Source organism: Faecalibacterium sp. DFI.5.82 (assembly GCF_029076575.1).
GTDB lineage: Bacteria > Bacillota > Clostridia > Oscillospirales > Ruminococcaceae > Faecalibacterium > Faecalibacterium duncaniae.
Window position 1 is genome coordinate 62,374 of sequence record NZ_JARFIS010000006.1, and the last position, 21,586, is coordinate 83,959.

16 protein-coding genes and 1 tRNA gene are annotated in these 21,586 nt (G+C 57.4%); 6 read left to right on the forward strand and 11 right to left on the reverse strand.

Translation table 11 applies throughout. The annotated features are described in order from the left end of the window. Positions 1-297: 297 nt before the first annotated feature. A complete protein-coding gene (locus P0G09_RS08995) occupies positions 298-1,113 on the reverse strand; it encodes a helix-turn-helix transcriptional regulator (RefSeq protein ID WP_117535565.1) in 816 nt (271 codons plus the stop codon). A 416-nt stretch (positions 1,114-1,529) separates the two neighbouring features. Here P0G09_RS08995 and P0G09_RS09000 point away from each other — a divergent pair, with 416 nt between their 5' ends. The 5 genes from P0G09_RS09000 (at position 1,530) to P0G09_RS09020 (ending at position 6,409) form a co-directional block, all read left to right on the forward strand. Next, on the forward strand, positions 1,530-2,132 hold the full coding sequence (locus P0G09_RS09000) for a CHC2 zinc finger domain-containing protein (RefSeq protein WP_254281896.1): 603 nt from the start codon (positions 1,530-1,532) through the stop codon (positions 2,130-2,132). Between the two features lie 73 nt (positions 2,133-2,205). Beyond that, positions 2,206-3,522 carry a phage/plasmid primase, P4 family gene (locus tag P0G09_RS09005; protein ID WP_217210682.1) on the forward strand — a complete coding sequence of 439 codons (1,317 nt, stop codon included), beginning with the start codon at positions 2,206-2,208 and terminating at the stop codon, positions 3,520-3,522. Between the two features lie 190 nt (positions 3,523-3,712). Then, on the forward strand, positions 3,713-4,687 hold the full coding sequence (mobV, locus tag P0G09_RS09010; protein WP_217210684.1) for a MobV family relaxase: 975 nt from the start codon (positions 3,713-3,715) through the stop codon (positions 4,685-4,687). A gap of 24 nt (positions 4,688-4,711) precedes the next feature. Beyond that, a complete protein-coding gene (locus P0G09_RS09015) occupies positions 4,712-5,005 on the forward strand; it encodes a helix-turn-helix domain-containing protein (RefSeq protein ID WP_217210782.1) in 294 nt (97 codons plus the stop codon). A gap of 15 nt (positions 5,006-5,020) precedes the next feature. Then, a complete protein-coding gene (locus P0G09_RS09020) occupies positions 5,021-6,409 on the forward strand; it encodes a site-specific integrase (RefSeq protein ID WP_217210686.1) in 1,389 nt (462 codons plus the stop codon). Positions 6,410-6,559: 150 nt separating this feature from the next. On the opposite strand, the gene P0G09_RS09025 is transcribed toward P0G09_RS09020, so the two are convergent. The 3 genes from P0G09_RS09025 to sdaAB form a co-directional block, all read right to left on the reverse strand. Next, positions 6,560-6,636: transfer RNA gene (locus tag P0G09_RS09025), tRNA-Arg, on the reverse strand. 142 nt (positions 6,637-6,778) lie between these two features. Continuing rightward, positions 6,779-7,654, reverse strand: a complete 876-nt coding sequence (sdaAA, locus tag P0G09_RS09030; RefSeq protein ID WP_117534311.1) for an L-serine ammonia-lyase, iron-sulfur-dependent, subunit alpha — start codon at positions 7,652-7,654, stop codon at positions 6,779-6,781. Positions 7,655-7,656: 2 nt separating this feature from the next. Next, entirely contained in the window at positions 7,657-8,340 is a 684-nt protein-coding gene (gene sdaAB, locus P0G09_RS09035) for an L-serine ammonia-lyase, iron-sulfur-dependent subunit beta (protein WP_097773071.1), read from the reverse strand. 155 nt (positions 8,341-8,495) lie between these two features. On the opposite strand from sdaAB, the gene tig reads away from it, so the two are divergent. Then, positions 8,496-9,791, forward strand: coding sequence for a trigger factor (gene tig, locus P0G09_RS09040; RefSeq protein WP_275252494.1), 1,296 nt, complete (start codon positions 8,496-8,498; stop codon positions 9,789-9,791). A gap of 361 nt (positions 9,792-10,152) precedes the next feature. Here the strand turns inward: tig and P0G09_RS09045 are convergent, their stop codons facing one another. From P0G09_RS09045 to P0G09_RS09075, 7 genes are all read right to left on the reverse strand, one after another. Next, positions 10,153-10,932, reverse strand: coding sequence for a sulfite exporter TauE/SafE family protein (locus P0G09_RS09045; protein WP_005929000.1), 780 nt, complete (start codon positions 10,930-10,932; stop codon positions 10,153-10,155). 1 nt (position 10,933) lies between these two features. Further along, entirely contained in the window at positions 10,934-11,377 is a 444-nt protein-coding gene (locus P0G09_RS09050) for a MarR family transcriptional regulator (protein WP_342760527.1), read from the reverse strand. A 180-nt stretch (positions 11,378-11,557) separates the two neighbouring features. Further along, complete coding sequence (gene feoB, locus P0G09_RS09055) at positions 11,558-13,900, reverse strand: ferrous iron transport protein B (protein WP_275252495.1); 2,343 nt, start codon at positions 13,898-13,900, stop codon at positions 11,558-11,560. 216 nt (positions 13,901-14,116) lie between these two features. Next, positions 14,117-15,142, reverse strand: coding sequence for a UDP-glucose 4-epimerase GalE (gene galE / locus P0G09_RS09060; protein WP_035393228.1), 1,026 nt, complete (start codon positions 15,140-15,142; stop codon positions 14,117-14,119). Positions 15,143-15,402: 260 nt separating this feature from the next. Next, the gene (locus P0G09_RS09065; protein WP_097769869.1) at positions 15,403-16,476 is read right to left on the reverse strand and encodes an aldose epimerase family protein; all 1,074 of its coding nucleotides are present in this window, start codon (positions 16,474-16,476) and stop codon (positions 15,403-15,405) included. A 218-nt stretch (positions 16,477-16,694) separates the two neighbouring features. After that, positions 16,695-17,252, reverse strand: coding sequence for a hypothetical protein (locus P0G09_RS09070; RefSeq protein ID WP_275252496.1), 558 nt, complete (start codon positions 17,250-17,252; stop codon positions 16,695-16,697). Between the two features lie 222 nt (positions 17,253-17,474). Beyond that, positions 17,475-21,401 carry an efflux RND transporter permease subunit gene (locus tag P0G09_RS09075; protein ID WP_275252497.1) on the reverse strand — a complete coding sequence of 1,309 codons (3,927 nt, stop codon included), beginning with the start codon at positions 21,399-21,401 and terminating at the stop codon, positions 17,475-17,477. Positions 21,402-21,586: the final 185 nt, after the last annotated feature.

The following is a 21,586-nucleotide window of genomic DNA, read 5'->3' on the forward strand; positions in this document are numbered from 1 at the left end:
CACAGGGCACCCCATTTTCCAGTGCCCTGCCGGGAAGAATCCAAAGAGCGGCGGAACGCTCGTTGGCACACGACTTTGCTTGCAAAGTCTAGTGTGTTACACCTTGGTTCCGGCTGATGCGGAAAAGGGACTGCGAGAGGCTCCGGCAAGCACCTGTTCTATGGCAGAAGGATGCGCGGATGGGCATGGCAGCTAATGGTTTCTGCCCACCCAGCGCAGGCTTTCAGAGGAACCAATGGTGTACGTTCTCCCGTCCTGCCGCAGCAGCGTTTCTCCTATAAGCCGCAAGGCAAATGATCAACGTCTGTGCTTTCCCCGGTTGCCTGCAAGTGTCCCCGGTTTTAGCATTGCCGTTTTATAAAGAATCTTCTTTATCAGCTTTCTTTCATCTTCTGTCAGCTTATCGTAGTTGATGCCGATTGCCTTCAATGCCGTTCGGATCTTCTTTTCATCCGCAGACCCTTCAAGTTTCTGTGCATCCTCCAGTTCCTTCATCAAGTTATCGACCATTGCACCATCCGAAGTGGTCTTGTCCTTGCGGTGTTCCGTCTTGATGTTCTTCAGGATGGCCACCAACTCATCGTACAAGACCCGGCCAAAGTACTCATCTTCATCGATCTGCCCCAGCTTCAAGGTGCTCATGTACAGATCGTTTTCATCTGCTGCATACTTCTTTTTCAGCATTTGCCGGGTCGCTTCCAGACCAGCATTGAGGTTTTGAATGTTTGCGCTGACATATCCATCCACATAGATTTCCAGATCGGTCATGAACCGCTGGAAATTCTCATGCACGATCAGCTCACACAGCAGCCGATGATTGAATTTTCCATTCCTTAATACGTCCACTGCGCCATCGCTCAGATGCAAGTCCGAAAGGACTGCATCTGGGCGTTTTTTGTTTTCCGTCACCCCCAGCAGGTAGTCCGTGGTCACGCCATAGAACTCAGCCAGCGTTGTCACCGCATAAATGCTGAGGTCGGTCACATCGTCGCTCTCATATTTCGACAGTGCCGATTTGGACAGACCCGTCTGCTCTGCCAGCGTTTCCAGCTTCAGATTCCGCTCCACACGCAGGTCTTTGAGCCGTTCTCCCAGTGTCAGCTTGATGTTCATGGTCGCACCTCCGATGTTTTTTGCACAGTATACCACTTCCAGCGGTTCCTGTCCATAAGCGTGGAATTTTGCAGTTTCTGCACCTGTTTTCCGACATTATGGATATACGGCACAGCGGCCATCGTGGTGCTATCCTATAGACAGAAAGAAAACATATTAACTCCCCAGCAGCGAACATATTAAGGGCTTCCCGCGAAAGCCCTCTGAAATATCTTTCATAACAGAACCTTGAGAACAGAATGACCGTCCGAACTGCCCAGACCGCCAAGACCTCCCATCGGGGGAGCGAGCGCCCTGCATGGGGCCGACACAGAGTCCAAAAAGATTTCCTGTCGGGAGGCAGCAAGGGAGACCGGCTTTGAACGTGGCAGGGATCAAATTGATTCGTACCAAAACCTTTGACCAAAGGAGAAATTTTGAGTTTATATCAAAAGATCAAGTCCGCCATCACCGTTCGGCAGGTGGGAGAGATGTACGGCATGGAGCCCGACCGCCATGGCATGGTGTGCTGTCCCTTCCATTCCGACAGCGACCCCAGCATGAAGCTGAACGACACCTATTATTACTGCTTTGGCTGCGGAGCCAACGGCGATGCCATCGACCTCACCGCCAAGCTGTTCGACCTGAACCCACGGCAAGCCGCCGAGAAGCTGATACACGACTTCGGGCTTGACCCGGACAAGCCGCCCGCCAATGCCATCGCCCTGCCGCCGCCCAAGCGTGGCCTGACAGACGAGCAGTGGGCAGACATCGCCTACTGTCTGCGGGTGCTGACTGATTATCTCGACCTGCTGCACGACTGGCAGGAGCGCTACAAGCCTGCCACCCCGGAAGAACCGCATGACCCACGGTTTGAAGAAGCCCTCCACACGACCGAGACCATCGAACACCTGACGGACTGCGTTGCATTTGGGACGCCCCAGCAGAAGGCCGCTGCCGCCGCACAGCTGCTGTCCGGGTCGTACCTGTTGATGCTGGAGGAGCGCACCGACCGCCTTGCTCTGGCAAAGTGCGCCTAATAGTTTATTCACCCGAAGTGGTGGGTCTCACCGTGAGACCCACCACTTCACTTTTCTAAAGGAGAATTACCCTATGAAGAAAAACATTTCCCGCAACCCCTTATGGCCGGACTGGTACAACGGCAAGAAGATCGATGAAGTCCAGTTTGGCCGTGCCTTTCTGGAACAGTGGCCGCTGAAATGCGTCAACGGTACACTGTACACGCTGGACGGCCCGGTAGAGGACGAAAGCGAGATCAAGCAGCGCATCTTGGAGAACATCGAGGAATATGTCACCTCCGGCCTGTCCAAAAAGGTCACCAACATTCTGGAAACCATCAAGCTGCTGGCCTTTTCCGACCCGTTTCCCATCGAACAGGACTGCATCCACTTCCAGAACGGCGTGTACCATCTGCCGGACGGCTCTTTTCAGGAGAGCCGCCTGTTCTGCCAGAACCGCCTACCTGTGAAGTACGACCCCAAAGCACCCAGCCCGGAACGCTGGCTGACCTTCCTGCATGAACTGCTGGACGATGCCGACATCCCCACCTTGCAGGAGTATCTGGGCTACTGCCTGATCCCCAGCACCAAGGGGCAGAAGATGATGCTCATTGTCGGCAAGGGCGGCGAGGGCAAGTCCCGCATCGGGCTGGTGCTGAAACGGCTCATGGGAGATGCCGCCAGCAATGGCAGCGTCCAGAAAGTCGAGAACAACCGTTTTGCCCGCGCCGATCTGGAACGCCGCCTGCTGATGATCGACGATGACATGGACATGAACGCCCTGCCCAAGACGAATTATATCAAGACCATCGTGACCGCCGAAGCCAAGCTGGACTTGGAGCGCAAGGGTGTCCAGAGCTACCAGCGGGACATTTACGCCCGGTTCCTCTGCTTCGGCAACGGTGCGTTGACCTCGCTGTATGACCATTCGGACGGTTTCTTTCGCCGCCAGCTTATCCTGACCACTAAGGACAAGCCTGCCGACCGCACGGATGACCCCTTCCTTGTGGAGAAGATGTGCGCCGAGTTGGAAGGCATCCTGCTCTGGTGTCTGGAAGGGCTGCACCGGCTGGTGCAGAACGATTTCCGCTTCACGGTCAGCGAACGAGCCGCCGCCAACGTGGACACCATCAAGCGCAGCAGCAACAATGTCATCGACTTCATGGAGTCCGAGGGCTACTTCCGCTTCAAGGCGGACTACTCCATCAGCTCCAAGGAGTTCTACGACATTTATAAGCAGTGGTGCGAGGACAACGCCTGCCACAGCGTATCGGCGATCCGTTTCAGCGCGGAACTGCGCCAGAATGACCGCCGCTATAACCTTGAAGCCACCAACAACATCTACCTGCCCGGTGGCCGCAGGGTGCGGGGTTTTGTAGGCATCGAACCGCTTGTCCACCCCTGCCCGTAAAAAGTGCATTTTTTACGGAAGAAGTTCGTACAACCTGTACGGTCTGTACTTGTACGCATCTGTACGGCAAGCAGAATCAAATTAAAACGTATCATCGTTTGTATTTCGCTTGTTCATACGTCGTACGAACCGTACAGGTTATTTGAAGTCCGTACATATTTTTTGTACACCCCAAGAAGGAGCGTGATCTATGAAAGCCCAATACGGCATTTTAAGGTTCAAAAAGTACAAGGGGCCTGCCATCAGCCCCATCGAAGCCCACAACGAGCGCACCAAGGAGCAGTACGCCAGCAACCCGGATATCGACACGAGCCGGAGCCGCTACAACCTTCATCTGGTGCAGCCGCAGGGCAGGTACCGGGAAGAAGCCGACCGCATGATAGCCGCCGCCCACTGCCGTGTCCGCAAGGACAGCGTGCGGGTGGTAGAGGCTCTTGTCACCGCCAGCCCGGAGTTTTTCAAAGGCAAGACGCACAGCGAAGTCAAGGCGTACTTTGCGTACGCCCTGAAATTTTTGGAGGGCAGACAGCACCCGGATACCTTTCTCTCTGCCGTTGTCCACATGGATGAGAAAACGCCCCACCTGCACCTCTGTTTTGTGCCCTTGACCGCTGACGGGCGGCTGAGCGCGAAAGAGATCATTGGCAACCGCAAGAACCTTGTGAAGTGGCAGGACGAGTTCTGGCAGCACATGGTCAAGCAGTACCCGGAGCTGGAACGGGGCGAAAGCGCCAGCCAGACCGGGCGGGAGCACATCCCGCCTCGCATCTTCAAGGAGATGACCCAGCTGACCAAGCAGAAGGAGCAGTTGGATGCCCTGCTGGTGGGTATCACCCCCTTCAACGGCAAGAGCCGTGCGGCGGAGATCAGCAAGGTGCTGGACAGCTATATCCCCAACGTAGCACGGATGAAGGACCAGCTGCGAAAGTACAACGTAGCCTTCACCAAGACCGCCGCCGAAAACGAAAAGCTGAAAGAGAAAAACAGGACGCTCTCTGCCTCGCTGGACAAAGCGAAGGAAGGGAGCGTCTTGAAGCGTCTGGAGGATGCCAAGCTGCGACAGGACTATGAAGCCGCCCTGAAAACGCTGGACAGCATCCCGCCGGAGGTCATTCGATTTTATGAGAACCGCACGCAGGAGCCTGCGATGCGCCACGATAAGTAAGGAGCAACGCCTATGTGTAATGAAATGTACGAGAATGTGAAATCTTTTGATTATACGAAAAAGTCCTTGCAGTCGGACTCTGATCCGGCTACAATGGAGGTGGTCACTCGAACCAATGCCGTCAAGTCTCCGACCAACAGCCCTGAGACCACTAAGCTGGTGTACACGGTGAAGGAGGTCGCGCAGATGCTGGCTATCAGCCAGCGTGCCGCCTACAATCTGTGCAACAGCACCACCGAGTTCCGTGTCCTGCGGGCAGGCGGAAGCATCCGCATCCCGAAAGACAGCTTCGATCTGTGGCTCTACCGGGCAGCTTGATAAGGAGGCAAATCTATGGCATATATCACGAAACGCGGCAGCTCTTACAGTGTCCGCTACACCTATCAGGACGAGCACGGCAAGAGCTGCGACAAATGGGAAAGCTTTCCCACCAAAGAGGAGGCGGTGAAACGCCAGAAGCAGATCGAACATGAACTGGCGACCGGCAATTTCCTGATCCCGTCCTCGGTGACGGTGGCAGAGTTCCTGATGGACTGGCTGCCCAAGCAGTGCAGCAAGCACAAGTGGGCACCCAAGACCTACCAGTCCAATCTGGCCCTCATCCAGAACCTCATCATCCCTTATATCGGGGAGATGCAGATGCAGAAGCTGCGTCCCTACCACATCGAAGCCCTGTACGACACCCTGAGCAAGACCCCCTGTGGGCAGTATGTGGGCGGCAAGCGGCGAGACCTCTCGCCCAAGCAGCAGAAGCGCACCCTCTCCGGCACCACCCTCCATGAAGTCCACCAGTTGCTGCACAATTCCTTTCTGTTGGCGGTGGAGTGGGGCATCCTTATTAAAAGCCCCGTCCCGGTGGAAGCGCCCAAAAAGACCACCCAAGAGCGCAGCATCTGGGAAGTGGAGGAGATGCGGGCAGCGCTGGACAGCATGGAGGACCCCATCCTGCATCTGGCAGTCCACCTGACGCTGGTGGGTGCGCTACGGGAAGGGGAGGTGGCAGGTCTGACCCCGGAGGACATCGACTTTGATGCCGCCAACGGCATGGGCACCTTCACCGTCAACCGTTCCATGCAGCGGGTGCAGAAGGACACGCTGGCACAGGTGGACAAGGGCTGCATCCTCCGCATCTTCCCGGACAAGCTGGAGGGCAGCAAGACCTCCCTCATCCTGAAGGACACCAAGACCGAGGCCTCCTGCCGCACCATCTTTATGACCGCCGCCCTGCGGGAGGAGCTGAAGCAGTGGCTGGAACGGCTGAAAAGGGAAGAAGCCCTTGACCCGGAGCGGTACCGTAACAGCGGGATGCTGCTGCGGCTGCCCAACGGTCTGGCGGTGGAGCCGGTGCTCATCCGTAAAAAGTTCCTGAAATGGCAGGATGCACACCCGGAGTTCCCCCGCATCGTCTTTCACGGTCTGCGGCATTCCAGTGCCACCTACCAGTTGATGATCTCCGGCGGTGACATCAAGGCGGTGCAGGGGACTACCGGTCACGCCAGTGCGGATATGCTGGTGAACACCTACGCCCATATCCAGCAGTCCTCCCGTGTGGAGCTGGGCAAGAAGTTTGAAAGCGGCTTCTATGCCAAGCCCGACACCTCCAGCCCGCAGGCTGTACCCGCCGCAGGCGAACCCACCATCTCCATGACGGCTCTTTTGGAATTGCTCAAGGATGCCGACCCGGAAATGAAGGCAAAGCTCCGCTTGGCACTGCTCACCTGATGCAAAAAAGGGCACTGATTGCAATGCAATACAGCGCCCTACATAATCGGACATGGATAACACCGACCGTGCAAAAACCGTGCAGAAACCGTGCACCCATGGCTTACAAAACAAAAAAGCCATGAAATCTTTCGATTTCACGGCATTTTCTGGTGCGATGGAAGGGACTCGAACCCCCGGCCTACTGATTCGTAGTCAGTCACTCTATCCAGCTGAGCTACCAACGCATACGTTCCGGTCGGAACAAGATGTATTTTATCACGCAGGGCGGGGTTTGTCAACAGTTTTTTGCAGATTTTTTGATTTTATTTTCGTTTTTTATTTTTCCACGCAGAAAAGTACGTCTTTTCAACATTTTCCGCGCGGACCTCAGGCTTCCTCTGCCAGACGCTCGGCGATGCGGACACCGGTCGGCGTTGCGGCAAGGCCGCCCTGGCCAGTCTCCCGCAGATCAGGGGAGAGCAGACTGCCCACGCGGCCCATGGCATCGATGACTTCATCGCAGGGGATGGCGTAATCTACCCCCGCAAGCGCCATATTGGCGCAGGAAACGGCGTTTACGGCACCCACAACATTGCGCTTGATGCAGGGCACCTCCACCAGACCGGCCACAGGGTCGCAGACCAGGCCCAGCAGGTTGCCCAGTGCCATAGCGGCAGCGGCGGCGCACTGCTCCGGGGTACCGCCCTTCAGGTGGCAGAGGGCAGCGGCGGCCATGGCGCTGGCGGCTCCCACCTCAGCCTGACAGCCACCCTCGGCACCGGCCAGAGTGGCCCGGGCGGCGATGACCTGCCCGAAGCCTGCGGCCACATAGAGGGCATCACAGATGGCTTCTTCATCGGCCTCGCCTGCACGGGCAAGGGGAAGCAGCACCGCCGGTAGCACACCGCAGCTGCCCGCTGTGGGGGCAGCAACGATCCGTTTCATGCAGGCGTTGCACTCGGCGGTCTTGAGGGCTTCGGCGGTCACCTCTGCAAGGTAATCCCCGCCGTAGCTTCTGCCCGCCTGATGGGCCTGTTCCACCTTGGCGGCATCGCCGCCGGACAGGCCGCTGCGGCTGCGCTGGGCAGGGTCATACTCCCGGCTGGTGGCCTCCATCACATGCCACAGGTGATGCATGGCATGGCGGCTGGCCTCTTCGGTCAGGCGGCTCTCGGCCAGATCACTGCGCAGGATGGCCTCGGCAAGGGAGAGGTTCTGGCTGCGGGCAGCGGCCAGCATTTCTTCACAGGATAAAAAGGACATGGTCATTCCTCCGCGTCTTCTTCGGGCTCGTCGATGTTCAGGCAGGTCACCTTCAGGATGCCGGGCAGGGTCGCCAGCTTCCGTTCCAGCGGGTGGGGGATGTGGGAATCGCACTCCAGTACCATAACGGCATAGCCGCCGGTCCCTGCGCGGAACACCTGCATCGATGCAACGTTGATCCTGCGCACGGCAAGGCAGGTGGTTACCTCGGCGATGCAGCCGGGGGTGTCCTCATTGTGAATGATCAGGGTGTTGCTGTCGCCGCCGAAATCGGCGGGCACGCCGTCGATCTCGGTCACGCGGATGCGTCCGCCGCCCACCGAAGCAGCTTTCATGGAAAGCACTCGCCCCTCCCGGCCCGTCAGGGTGAGAACAGCGGTATTGGGGTGCGCAGAGCGCAATTCCACAGGATGGATCCGGAATGCCATGCCCTGCTCTGCGGCCAGGGCAAAGCTGTCGGGCAGGCGGGGATCATCGGGCCGCAGGCCAAGCAGGCCGGCGACCAGGGCTTTATCCGTGCCATGTCCCTTTCCGGTGGTGGCAAAGCTGCCATACAGGCCGATATCCGCCTGCACCGGGATCTCGCCCAGAAGCTTCTGGGCCGTGTAGCCGATCCGGGCGGCACCCGCTGTATGGCTGGAAGAGGGGCCGATCATAACCGGCCCGAGAACGTCAAACAAGCGCATCCGATGCACATCCTTTCGTGCTCCGCCGGGCAAAAATCGCCCGCTTCGCACTTTTTTCTCTCTTTTATTATACCGCTTTTGCCCCACTTGTGCTATAATAACTTTATTAATGTTTGAAATCGCTCCTTTGGGGGCAACACGGAGGTTGGATTCCTATGAAACTGGTAAGCGTGGAAACTCCCGAAAAGAGTGTCTGCAAGATGACCTTCAGCGCAACAGCTGAGGAGCTGGAGGCCGCATCCAATGCGGTGTATGAGCGCACCCGCGCCAGCTACACCATCAAGGGCTTTGCCAAGGGCGAGGCTGACCGTGCTCAGATCGAGGCCGACCGCGGCGAGCACACATTCTGGTATGATGCCATCAACGACCTGATGGATCGCGATGTTCCTGCCCTGTACGAGGCCGCCATGGCCGAGCACGGCTTCAAGGCGGTGGATGAGCCCAGCTATGACCTGGTCAGCGTCAAAAAGGACGAGGGCTTTGTAGCCACCGCCACCACCCCGCTGCAGCCGGAGCTGAACCTGACCCAGACCACCGGCTTCCATGTGGAGTGCGTGACCCCCGCCGTCACCGACAAAGAGATCGATGCCGTGCTGGAGCGCCGCCGCAATGCTGCCGCCGAGCTGGTGCCCCACAAGGGCCCGGCCGTTAAGGGCAACATCGTTCACATCGATTACGAGGGCCTGCTGGACGGCAAGCCCTTCCAGGGCGGTTCCGCACAGAACCAGCCCCTGCAGCTGGGCAGCGGCCGGATGATCCCCGGCTTTGAGGACGGCATTCTGGGCCACAAGGGCGGCGAGGAATTCGAGATCAACGTCACCTTCCCGGTACGCTATCACGTCAAGGACCTGGCCGGAAAGCCCGTTGTCTTTAAGATCAAGCTGATCGATGTCTGCGTCCGCCAGCTGCCCGCCCTGAACAGTGATTTTGCCAAGAAAGTGGGCAAGGTGGACACCATGGAAGCGTTCCGGGAGCAGGTGCGCAAGCAGCTGCACGACGGCAAGCACGCCAGCGCCCTGAACCGCGCCAAGGATCAGGTGCTGACCCGGCTGGCCTCTGCCGCTGAGGGCGAGATCCCCAGCGTTCTGGTGGAGAGCACCTACCAGCAGGAGATGCAGAACATCCAGCAGCAGCTCCAGATGCAGCGCATGAGCCTGGACCGCTACCTGAGCCAGATCCACCAGACCCGCGAGAACTTCACGGCCAACGTTCACGCCGCCGCCGAGAAGAACACCCGCGCCCGGATGGCTCTGCTGCAGGTCGCCCAGAACGAGGGGCTGGTGCCCACCGATGAGGAGATCACCAAGAACCTGCAGGAGCGCGCCGACCGCACCAAGAAAACGCTGGAAGAGGTCAAGGCCAACGCCAACATCCCCGCCATGCAGCGCAGCGAGGCCATCCGCCGCGCCGCTGACTGGGTGATCGAGCACTCCACCATCGAAGAAAAGTAAACTTTTTGCGTACCACTTGACTTTTTTCAAAAATCGCATATACTAAGGTTGCAAGGAATTCATGAGGTTCTAAGCTATCCACGCAAAATGGCCCCCGAAGAGATGTCCGCTCTTCTGGGGCCTTGTGCTTACTCGCCCTTCTCATCGTCCGGGTCAAGCCACTTGCACAGGAAGTGTCCGATCACCTGTGCTCCGACCGAGACCAAAAAACTCATGAGGTATTCCATCGCTATCCACCTCCTCCCTGCTGCGGGAGTAACGGAAGGGCAGCACAGTAAGTATAACATAGCTTCTGACGCAATACAACAAAAAGAGCCTGTCTCCAAGGAATTTCGGGAGACAGGCTCTTTTCTTTTGCGGTTTATTTTGTCAGGAGATTGAAGCCCATGACCACGATGCCCAGCACGACCAGAACGATGCCGGTTGCACGGTTCAGGGTCTTGGCATCGGCCTTATTGGCAAAGACAGCGGCGATGCGGGCCCACAGCAGGGTGAACAGAACGCAGAGGATGAACACGGTCCAGTCCGGTGCGCCGCCGATGGTAAAGTGGGAGACCGCGCCGGTCAGGGCGGTGAAAGTCATAATGAACACGCTGGTGCCCACGGCAGTCTTGAGCTCGTAGCCCAGGACACTGGTCAGGATAAGCAGCATCATCATGCCGCCGCCGGCACCGATAAAGCCGCAGATCATCCCGATGACCACACCGCAGACGATAGACTGGAGGGCACGCTTCTTAGCAGAGACCCCCTGCATGGCTTCTTTGGTGGTCATAACGGGCTTGACGATGAATTTAATGCCCAGCAGGAATGTCATAAATACCGAAAAGCTGCCCATGGTGGTGGAAGGCACCAGGCTTGCCACCCAGCTGCCCACCACGGTGAACAGCAGCACACTGGCCATCATAATCAGGCCGTTCTTGATATCCAGGTTTTTGTTTTTGTGGTAGGTGTAGGCAGACACCGCACTGGCCAGCACATCCGAGGAAAGGGCAATGCCGACCGCCATGTAGGGGTCCATCCCCAGGAAGGTGATGAGCATCGGGCTGATGACCGCGGCGGCGCTCATGCCCGCAAAGCCGGTGCCCAGGCCCGCGCCCATTCCGGCAAAAAAGGTAACGATGATGGTAAACAGCAGGTTCATCTTATTCTTCTCCTTCTAGGATCGCATCCAGATTTTCGTTCATCGTATCGATGACTTCAAAAAATATCTCGAGTTTTTCTTCCTCCAGCCCTGCCATCAGGCGGCGGATGAAATCATCCTGCATCCTGCGGCCCTGTTCGATGATGGACTGCGCCTTTTCGGTACAGGCAAGCTCCGTTTTGCGGCGGTCGCCCAACACCGGACGGCGCTCCAGAAAGCCCTCCTGCACCAGCTTGTCCACATTCACCGAGACAAGGTTCGCCTTGATGTGGCGCACCTCCACGATATCGCGGGCGGTCGTGTAGTTGGGGTTGTTGGCAAGAAACATCAGGATATCAAACGCTGTCTGCGGCAGATGCAGCTTCTGGCACAGCGGCTTGCAGACGGCGCTGTACACAAGGCCCGTCTTGTTGGCAAATTCCACACTGGGGTTCAGCTCACGCATTGCGCGCCTCTCTTTCTCTCTTTTTGAATTGTTCACTTTTGAAGTATTTTAGCACAGGAAATCTCTGTTGTCAAGGGCAGGCGGCGTAAAATCAACTAATCCATATACTTTGTCCAACGCAAAAAGCCCGCACCATGAAGATTTTCACGGTACGGGCTTTTGATATGCTTCAGGACAGGGTCACAGCACTGCCACGGCAAGGAACCGCACAACGAGCGCGGCAAGCCATGCCACAACGCACTGGTTTACGACCATGACGGTGGCCCAGCGGCCACCCATCTCCCGCTTGACCGATGCCACAGCGGCGATGCAGGGGGTGTAGAGTAGGCAGAACACCAGCAGGGGAGCCGCAGCCGCCTGGCTGAGCGCCGCGCCCAGTGCGGCAGAGGAGCCATACAGGATGGTAAGGGTGGAGACGACGCTCTCCTTTGCCATAAAGCCGGTGATCAGCGCCGTGGACACCCGCCAGTCGCCAAAGCCCAGCGGTGCGAACAACGGCGCGATGCCGCTGGCGATCCAGGCCAGGATGCTCTCCTGCGGGTCTGCGGTCAGGCTGAGCTGGAAGTCAAAGTTCTGCAGGAACCAGATGATGATGGTTGCCAGGAAGATGACCGTAAAGGCACGCTCGAGGAAATCCCGGGCCTTTTCCCAGAGCAGCTGGGCCACATTTTTCAGGCCGGGCAGGCGGTAGTTGGGCAGCTCCATGACAAAGGGCACGGCCTCGCCCTTGAACAGCGTTCCCTTGAGCAGAAAGGCCATACCAATGCCCACAAGGATGCCCAGGAAATACAGGCCCACCATGACCAGTGCGGCGTACTCCGGGAAGAAGGTCACAGCAAACAGGCTGTAGATCGGGAGCTTGGCCGAGCAGCTCATAAAGGGCGTGAGCAGAATGGTCATTTTCCGGTCCCGCTCCGAGGGCAGCGTGCGGCTTGCCATCACGCCGGGGACCGTGCAGCCAAAGCCGATGAGCATGGGCACGATGCTGCGGCCCGAAAGACCGATGCGCCGCAGCAGCTTGTCCATCACAAAGGCCACGCGGGCCATATAGCCGGTATCCTCCAGCAGGGAAAGGAAGAAGAACAGGGTCACGATGATGGGCAGGAAGCTCAGCACACTGCCCACACCGGTAAAGATGCCGTCGATCACCAGCGAATGCACTGCATCGTTGACGTTCCACGCCGTCAGGGCATTGTCCACAAGGATTGTCAGGTTCTCAATGCCCAGTTCCAGCAGGCTTTGCAGCCCCGCGCCGATCACGCCGAAGGTCAGATAGAACACCAGCGCCATGATGCCCACGAATGCCGGGATCGCCGTATATTTTCCAGTGAGGAAGCGGTCGATCCTTGCGCTGCGCAGCTGCTCCTTGCTCTGGTGGGGCTTTACCACAGTCTGATTCACCAGCTGGTGGATAAAGTGGAACCGCATATCTGCAATGGCGGCGGCGCGGTCCAGGCCGCGTTCCTGCTCCATCTGCAGGATGATATGCTCGATCATCTCTTTTTCGTTCTGATCCAGCTTCAGGGCCTCCTCAATGCGGGGGTCGCCCTCCACCAGCTTTGTGGCGGCAAAGCGCACCGGGATCCCCGCCGCCCGGGCGTGGTCCTCGATGAGGTGGATGATGCCGTGGATGCAGCGGTGAACCGCACCACCGTGGTCATCCTCGCCGCAGAAGTCCATCCGGCCCGGACGCTCCTGATACTTTGCCACATGGATGGCGTGATCCACCAGCTCATCCACGCCCTCGTTCTTGGCGGCGGAAATGGGGACCACCGGGATGCCCAGCATCGCTTCCATCTCATTGATGTTGATGGTGCCGCCGTTGCCGCGCACCTCATCCATCATATTCAGTGCCAGCACCATGGGGGTGTCCAGCTCCATCAGCTGCATCGTTAAGTACAGGTTGCGCTCGATGTTGGTGGCATCCACGATGTTGATGATGCCCGTGGGCTTTTCGCCAATGATGAACTGCCGGGTCACGATCTCCTCGCTGGAATAGGGCGACATGGAGTAGATGCCGGGCAGGTCGGTGACTTCGGTATCGGGGTGCTCCCGGATGGCACCGCTCTTGCGGTCCACCGTCACGCCCGGAAAGTTGCCCACATGCTGGTTGGAGCCGGTGAGCTGGTTGAACAGGGTCGTTTTGCCGCAGTTCTGATTTCCGGCCAGCGCAAATGTCAGCACCGTTCCATCCGGCAGCGGGTGTTCGCCCTTTTTGGTGTGGTAGCGGCCGCCCTCGCCCAGGCCCGGGTGCTCCACCATCCGGCCGGCCTTCCGTGCCGGAGCTGCTGCGGGTGCTTCCGCCGGGGTGATCTCGATCCGTGCCGCATCGTCCAGCCGCAGGGTCAGCTCATAGCCGTGGATCTGCAGCTCCATGGGGTCCCCCATGGGCGCAAATTTCACCAGCGTGACCTTCTCGCCGGGAATCAGCCCCATATCCAGAAAATGCTGGCGGAGTTCTCCCGTTCCGCCCACTGTATCGATCACGGCACTTTCGCCGATCTTCAGTTCCTTTAATGTCATGGCAGATGCCTTTCCTTCGACAAAATGTTAGTGTATATGAACAGTCTTAATATATGCTAACTCAAAGGCATTGTCAAGGCAGGAAGCGGCAAAAATTCTCGCCTGTCCCCGCTGTTTTTTGTGGAAATCCTTCTCCTGTTCCGGCAGATTTCCGGGCAAAAGAAAACGCACCTCTGAATTTTCACGTTCAAAGGTGCGTTTTGAGAACAGTTCTGTTTACTTCACGGTGTGGTAGCCGTCGGGGTTGTTCTTCTGCCAGTTCCAGCTGTCGGCACACATCTCCTCGATGCCGTACTCAGCCACCCAGCCCAGCTCGTTCTTGGCCTTGGTGGGGTCGGCATAGCACTCGGCGATATCGCCGGGGCGGCGGGGATCGATCACATAGGGGAGCTTCTTGCCGCAGGCCTTCTCAAAGGCATGGATGACATCCAGCACGCTGTAGCCGTGGCCGGTGCCCAGGTTGCAGATGAACAGGCCGCAGTTGGTCTGCAGCTTCTTGATGGCGCAGACATGGCCCCGGGCCAGGTCAACCACATGGATGTAATCGCGCACGCCGGTGCCGTCGGGGGTGGGGTAGTCGTTGCCAAAGACGTGCACCTTTTCCAGCTTGCCCACGGCCACCTTGGCGATGTAGGGCATCAGGTTGTTGGGGATGCCGTTGGGGTCCTCGCCGATCAGGCCGGACTTGTGGGCACCGATGGGGTTGAAGTAACGGAGCAGGGCCACGTTCAGGGTGGGGTCAGCCTTGCAGACATCGGTCAGGATGCGCTCGGTAAAGGCCTTGGTGGTGCCGTAGGGGTTGGTGGTGGCACCCACGGGGAAGTCCTCGGTGATGGGCACGCTGGCGGGGTCGCCGTAGACAGTGGCGGAGGAGCTGAACACGAAGTTGCGGCAGTTGTGGCGGCGCATCACGTCCAGAATGACCAGCGTGCAGTTGAGGTTGTTATAGTAGTACTCGATGGGCTTGGAGACGCTCTCGCCCACGGCCTTATAGGCGGCAAACTGGATGACAGCATCGATATCAGGGCACTCGGTGAAGATCTTCTCCACGTCCTCGTGCTTTGTCATATCGGCCTGATAGAACCGGAAGTCCTTGCCGGTGATCTGTTTGACCCGATCCAGCACCACGGGGGAAGCGTTGTAATAGTTATCTGCCACCACGATGTCAAAGCCAGCGTTCAGCAGTTCGATACAGGTGTGGCTGCCGATATAACCGGCACCGCCGGAAACCAAAATTGCCATAAAAGTACCTCTCTTCTCGTCACCAAAGTTGCTTGCGCGGGGCAGGCCCGCCTTCTGCCACAAGGATACAACGTTTTGGCCGCAGAATCAAGTAACGGGAATTTTATAAGGATGGATTTTTGTTTCCATTTATTTTTCCGCGCATTGATTTACAAGCGTTTTTTGTTTTTTGCACATGGAGTGATAGAACACTTTGTGCAAATCAGAGAAAAAGGCCCTCTCAGGCAAAGCCGTCAGGCTTTGAATGAGAGGGCTGCATTTTACAGTTTCCCGCACTGTTTGCCGGTGAAGAACCGCAGGGTGGTGTTGGCACGGAACACTTTCCCGGCCCGCAGGGCGGTGGAGGGGAACTCCGGGTGGGAGGGGCTGCAGGGGAAATGCTGGGTCTCCAGCGCAAAGCCGCCGTATTTCTGCATCGGCACGCCGCCCTTGCCGGGGGCGGGGCAGTCCTGCAGGAAATTGCCGGTGTAGAGCTGCACGCCGGGCTGGGTGGTATAGACTTTCATGCTGATGCCGGTCTTATCGCTGGAAGCCCAGGCGCACAGGCTCTGGCTGGCCCCGCGGCCCCTGTCGATGACAAAGCAGTGGTCATAGCCGCCGCCAACCATGGTGGTCTGGGAAAAGCCGGTGTCGATGTCCCGGCCAATGGGCTTGCCCGCCCGGAAATCCATCGGCGTGCCCGCCACGGGCAGGATATTGCCGGTGGGACAGGTCTCGTTGTTGCCTTCCAGATAGCGGGACGCATAGATGCGCAGCTTCTGGCCCAGCACATCGCCGCCGCCATCCAGATTGAAGTAGGTGTGGTTGGTCAGGTTGATGATGGTGTCGGCATCAGAGGAGACACGGTAGTCCATCCGCAGGGCGTTGTCCTCGGTGAGGATATACCGCACCGAGATCTTCAGATTTCCCGGGAAACCATCCTCTCCATCGGGGCTTTCGGCCTCCAGAAGCAGGGTATCGCCAAAGGTCTTTACCTCATACAGCTTGCGCGGGAAGGTGCCGTGCAGGTGGTTTTTGCCGTTGTTGGCTTCCAGCTGATAGGTCTTGCCGCCCACGTTGAACACGGCATTCTCGATGCGGTTGGCGTACCGGCCCACGAACGCGCCGCAGCAGGTACTGCCGGACGATTCAAAGTCCTTGACGTAATCGGCGTAGGTGTCGTGGCCCAGCACCACATCCACCGGCCCACGCTTGGTGGGCACCCAGATATTCTTGATGATACAGCCGTAGTTCAGCACACTGACCGCCAGCCCGCCGGGGTTCGAGATGATGTATTCATTGATCTTTTCGCCGTTTGGGGTCATGCCAAAGGGCTTGGAGAGAAACTGTGCCATAGGGCTCGCCTCCTTTTGTATTTTTTGGGGACAGCACACTCTCTGTTTTATCCTTTATTGTTTTGATTATATCACAATTTTCTCCTTCTGTGTTGGCATTTTTTAAGGGATTCTATCCAATATTTCGAGAGTTTTTTTGTAAATTCTGCCCCATAGGCAGAAAAAAGCCCCGGAGGGCCAGGGGTAGGCGCTCCGGGGCTTGTATGTCAGATTAGATATTACTGCTGGGGCTTTGCAGTAACCTCATAAGTCATTGCAACTGCAGCGTAAGTCTTTCCATTTACAGTCTTAGCTGCAACACCAATTTTCGTAATTTTGACAGACACACCATATGCACTTGCCATTCCATCCAGCAAATCTTGCATAGTATCCGTACCCTGATTCAGACTTCCAATGTTATCTGCAGTAATTTCCATTACTTCATAGATGCCATTCTGCATTTTGCCATCCTTCATCAGAGGCAATGCCATCGTCATGGAACCCTTACCAGTCGATTTCAAATCTGCCAGGAACTTTTCGGAATCCTCAGTGGAGTAGGATTTCCGATAATCAAAAGTGCCCTTCTCGGTGTCGATCAGATCAATCTTGCTTTCAGCCAATTTCTTCAAATCTGCATCATTTACCTGAATACCTGTGGCCTGCTTCATAGCACCAAAAGCTGCATCTTCAGTCTTCTGTGCGAAAGAAGGTGCGCTGTCATCGCCGCAAGCGGTGAGCAGTGCCAGAGCCATTACGCCGACCAGCAGAAGGGCGGCCATTTTCTTGAGCATTTTCATTTGTAGAACCTCCAATGTAAAATGATATTTTACCACACAGAAAGCATACCCCTACACCTTCTGCATTGTGAACTCATTTTACATCTCCCCCCTCCCCCTGTCAATATTTTTTATTGAATCCCCCAATTTTTTGGAAACTATGCTAAAGCTGCGGCAAATTTTTTAGCAGATTGACAAAAAGCACCCCTCACATGGCTGTGAAGGGTGCTTCGGGGAAGTTTTTTACTCCGGCTGAGCGGTGTTCTGGGCGATATACTCGGCGGCATCATCGGGGATGTCGTCAAGGTTCTCATCGCCGATATCCACGTTCAGCGGCGGCTTCTTGAAGAGGATGTCGTACATCAGGGGCACAACGTACAGAGTCATCAGGGTGGCGTAAGTCAGGCCAAAGATGATGACGATGGCCATGCCGCTCATCAGCTGGCTGGCCATATCGCCGCTGAACACCAGCTGGAGCATGGCCAGAACGGTGGTCAGGGTGGTCATCAGGATGGGACGCATTCGTGTTTTGCCGGTGGCGATCAGGGCCGCACGGCGCTCCATGCCGCCGATGCGCAGCTGGTTGGCGTAATCCACGAACACGATGCCGTTGTTGACGACCGTGCCCATCAGGACGATGAAGCCCATCAGGGAGATCATAGTCAGCTGCTGGCCGGTGAGCAGCAGGCCCAGCAGGCCGCCGGTAAAGGCCAGCGGAATGGTGAACAGAACGATGAAGGGGGAGAGCAGGCTCTGGAACTGGGCCACCATAACAAGGTAGACGAAGGGCAGAGCCAGGAACATCCACTGGCCCATCTGATCCACCACCATGCCGTTGATCTCAGAGCCGCCGCCCATATAGAAGCTGCAGCCCTCGGGCATTTCATCGGATGCGGCAAACTCGTTCAGCTTCTTTTCCAGCGCGCGGGTCTCGGTGGTGGTATTGGTGCCCTCCACTGCGTCCGCCGTCACGCTGATATAGCGGGTCTGGTTCTTGCTGGTGATGGAGTCCGGGGTGGAGCCGGTGACCCAGGTAGCCATATCGCCCAGCGTGCAGGTGCCGGTCTCAGTGGTGCCGTCGGCGGCCATGACGGAGGTCGTAAAGGTCATATCCATCATGTTTTCCTTGGTCATGGGGTCCAGATTGTTGCTGATCTGGACATTCATGGTGGAGCCATCGATGGCAACGGGGGTCTGGGCCGTGGTGGTGGTGGTCAGCTTGGCGGCGATCTGCTGGTAGACCTGCGCCACGGTCAGGCCGTAGGAACGGACCTTATCCCGGTCGATCTGCAGGTTGATGGTGGCATCGCCGCTGCCCAGACCGTTGGTGGCATTGGTAAAGCCGTCCATCTCGTTGACCATATCCACCACCTTCTCGGAGAGGGCAGTCATGGTGTCGATGTCGTTGCCGGAGACCTGGACGGTCAGGCCCATATCCAGCTGGCTGGTCAGCTCCTGCATTCCGCTGATCTCAACGGTGGCGGTGCAGTTCTCCACGCCGTTCACAGCTTCCTCCAGCGCCTCGCGGGCCTGTTCGATCTGCCGGGAGGAGAGGCTCTCGTCCAGCATCACGTTGATCTGGTAGGTACCGTAGCTGTTGGCGGCTTTCAGCAGGTCGGTGATGGTCTGGGGCAGGCCCAGCTGGCCGACATCCATTCCGGCCACGCGGCTGTCGGTGGTAACGCCCACCTCTTCCACGTTGTCCACAGCCAGCAGGGCATCAATGACATTCTCGGCCACAGCATAGGATTCTTCCTTGGTCAGATCCTTCTCGGTGGAGAGGGTGACGATGGCCTCGTTGCTGGTGATGGTGGGCAGCATCTCAACGCCCATGGACATCACGCGCCAGCCGCAGAACACCAGCAGCACCACTGCCGCGCCCAGCGGTGCCCAGCGGTGCTGGAAGCACCATTCCAGGCTCTTGACGTACTTTTCCTGCACCTTATCGAACCACTTGAGCTCTTTGGGCTTGGAGTTTTTCAGCAGGGTAGAGGAGGCCGCCGGGGCAACCGTCAGGGCCACGATGAGGGAAGCAGCCAGACAGTAGCCGATGCACATGGACATGGGCTGCAGAAGGCTCTTGATGACACCGGAGGTGAAGATGACGGGCAGGAACACGCAGACAGAGGTGAGGGTGGAAGCCATGATGGCCATGCCCACCTGCTTGGTGCCCTGGACCGCCGCGCGGGCAGCGGGCACGCCGCGGCTGCGCAGACGGTAGATGTTCTCGATGACGACGATGGAGTTATCCACCAGCATACCAATGCCGAGGGACAGGCCCGCCAGCGTCATAATATTCATATCCAGGCCGGTGAAGTACATGAGCACCACGGCAAACAGCACCGACAGCGGGATACTGATGCCGACCACCAGCGTGGGCTTGATATCCTTGAGGAAGATGGCCAGCACGATGATGGCAAGGGCCGCACCGATGAGCATACTGCTCAGGATGCTGCTGACGATGATGCTGATGTAGTTGCCCTGGTTGGACAGCACGACCACATGCAGGCCATCGTATTTCTGTTCCAGCTCTTTGAAGGCGGCCTTGCAGTTGCCGGAGACTTCACCGGCGCTGGAAGAATTGCTCTTGAAGATCTTCAGCACCACGGAGCGCTCGCCGTTCAGGCGGGTAAAGCTGTCCTCCGCGTTGTCAATGATCTGCACATCGGCCACGTCAGACAGGCGGACATCGCCAAAGCCGTCCACATGGAGCAGCAGGGCACCGGAGATATCCTCGATGCTGTCGTACTCCTCGCCGACCTTCAGCAGCCAGGACTTGTTGCTGGAATCCTTGACATAACCGGCGGGCATGGAGAAGTTCTGGGCATAGATCAGCTGTGCCAGCGTGTCAATATCCAGCATCTTGGCCACGTCGGAGTTCTCCATGGCCATCTGCTTGGCATCCTCGTACTGCTGCTTGGCATCTTCCAGCTGCTTCTCGTAATCGTTCAGCATCTCGCGGGCCTCGGTGAACTTGATATAGGCCTGCAGCTGCTGCTGGGAATAGCTGCCCACGATCTGGGTGAACTGGTCCATCAGGCCGGGCACGTCGTCCATGGCCTTGATGGTGCTCTCCAGTGTGCTATAGATGTTGTTCAGGCTCTGCTGCACCTGCAGGTCATCGGCCAGCTCCCCGGCCGTTGTACCGGCGGTGTCGCCCTGCGCGTTCAGGCGCTGCTGCAGTTCCTGCAAAGCGGTGGTCAGCTTATCGGTGATATCGCGCAGCTCCGCCACGATCTCGATCAGAGAATCGATATCCTGCATTCCGGTCTCGTTGAACTTGTCCACGACCCGCTGCAGGCCGTCCCGCACATCGATCAGGGCCTGCTGGATCTCAGGCTCGTTGACCACGGCAATGAGCTGGTTGACACTGTCCAGAAGGGCCTGTGCCTGCTTTTTGACCAGCATGAAGGAATCCTGCAGTTCGCCGGAATACTGGCTGTTGATGGTATCGCTGACCAGCTTGTCGTAACTGGCCAGCTGGGTCTCGTACTGCTTTCTGCCCGCCTCGATCTGAGCTTCGGCAGAGTCCAGCTGGGCTTTTGCATCGGCCAGCTGCACATCAATGACTTCCAGCAGCTTTTCGTTGATGGCATCGATCTTTTCCTGATCGAGCTGCACCTGCACCATCCGGGTGACCAGGCCATTGGCGGAAATATTGGAAACGCCGCCCTGACGCTCGATATAGGGAACCATGGTGTCGTTGACGAAATCGGCCAGCTCATAGGAATCGCTGCCCTCGCGGCTGACGGCCACGGTCATAAAGGCGTTCATGTTCAGGGTATATTCAATGATGGAGGGGGTCATACAGGTGCTTGGCAGGCTGGAGGTGGTCTGATCCACCTTGTTGGACACCTTGACCACGGCACTGTTCATATCCGTATCATCCTCAAACTCCATCAGCAGCAGACTGTAGTTTTCTGCCGAGGTGGCGGTGACGTTTTTCACGCCTGAGATGGTGCCCAGCGCGCTCTCCATCACGTCGGAGACCTCGTTCTCCACACGCTCCGGGCTGGCACCGGGATAGACCGTGACCACCATCAGGTACGGTGTGTTCACGTTTGGCAGCAGATTGGTCTGCATGTTCTGCACGGACACAAGGCCCAGCATAATGACCATGATGACTGCAACCAGAACGGTGAACGGTTTTTTGACGCTGAATTTTTCCATTTCTTCCTACCGTTTCTGTGTTTTCCCACGCATTGCGCGGCTGCTCTTTTTTCTCAGAGCGGATCAAAGGCGATACCCCTATTATACACCCGGTTCCGGGGCTTGCAAGGCTTGCCCGGAGATTCTTTAGCAAATCTTGAGAATCTTTTGTGAAATCCGGATGATACCTCAGTTTTTTGACGTTT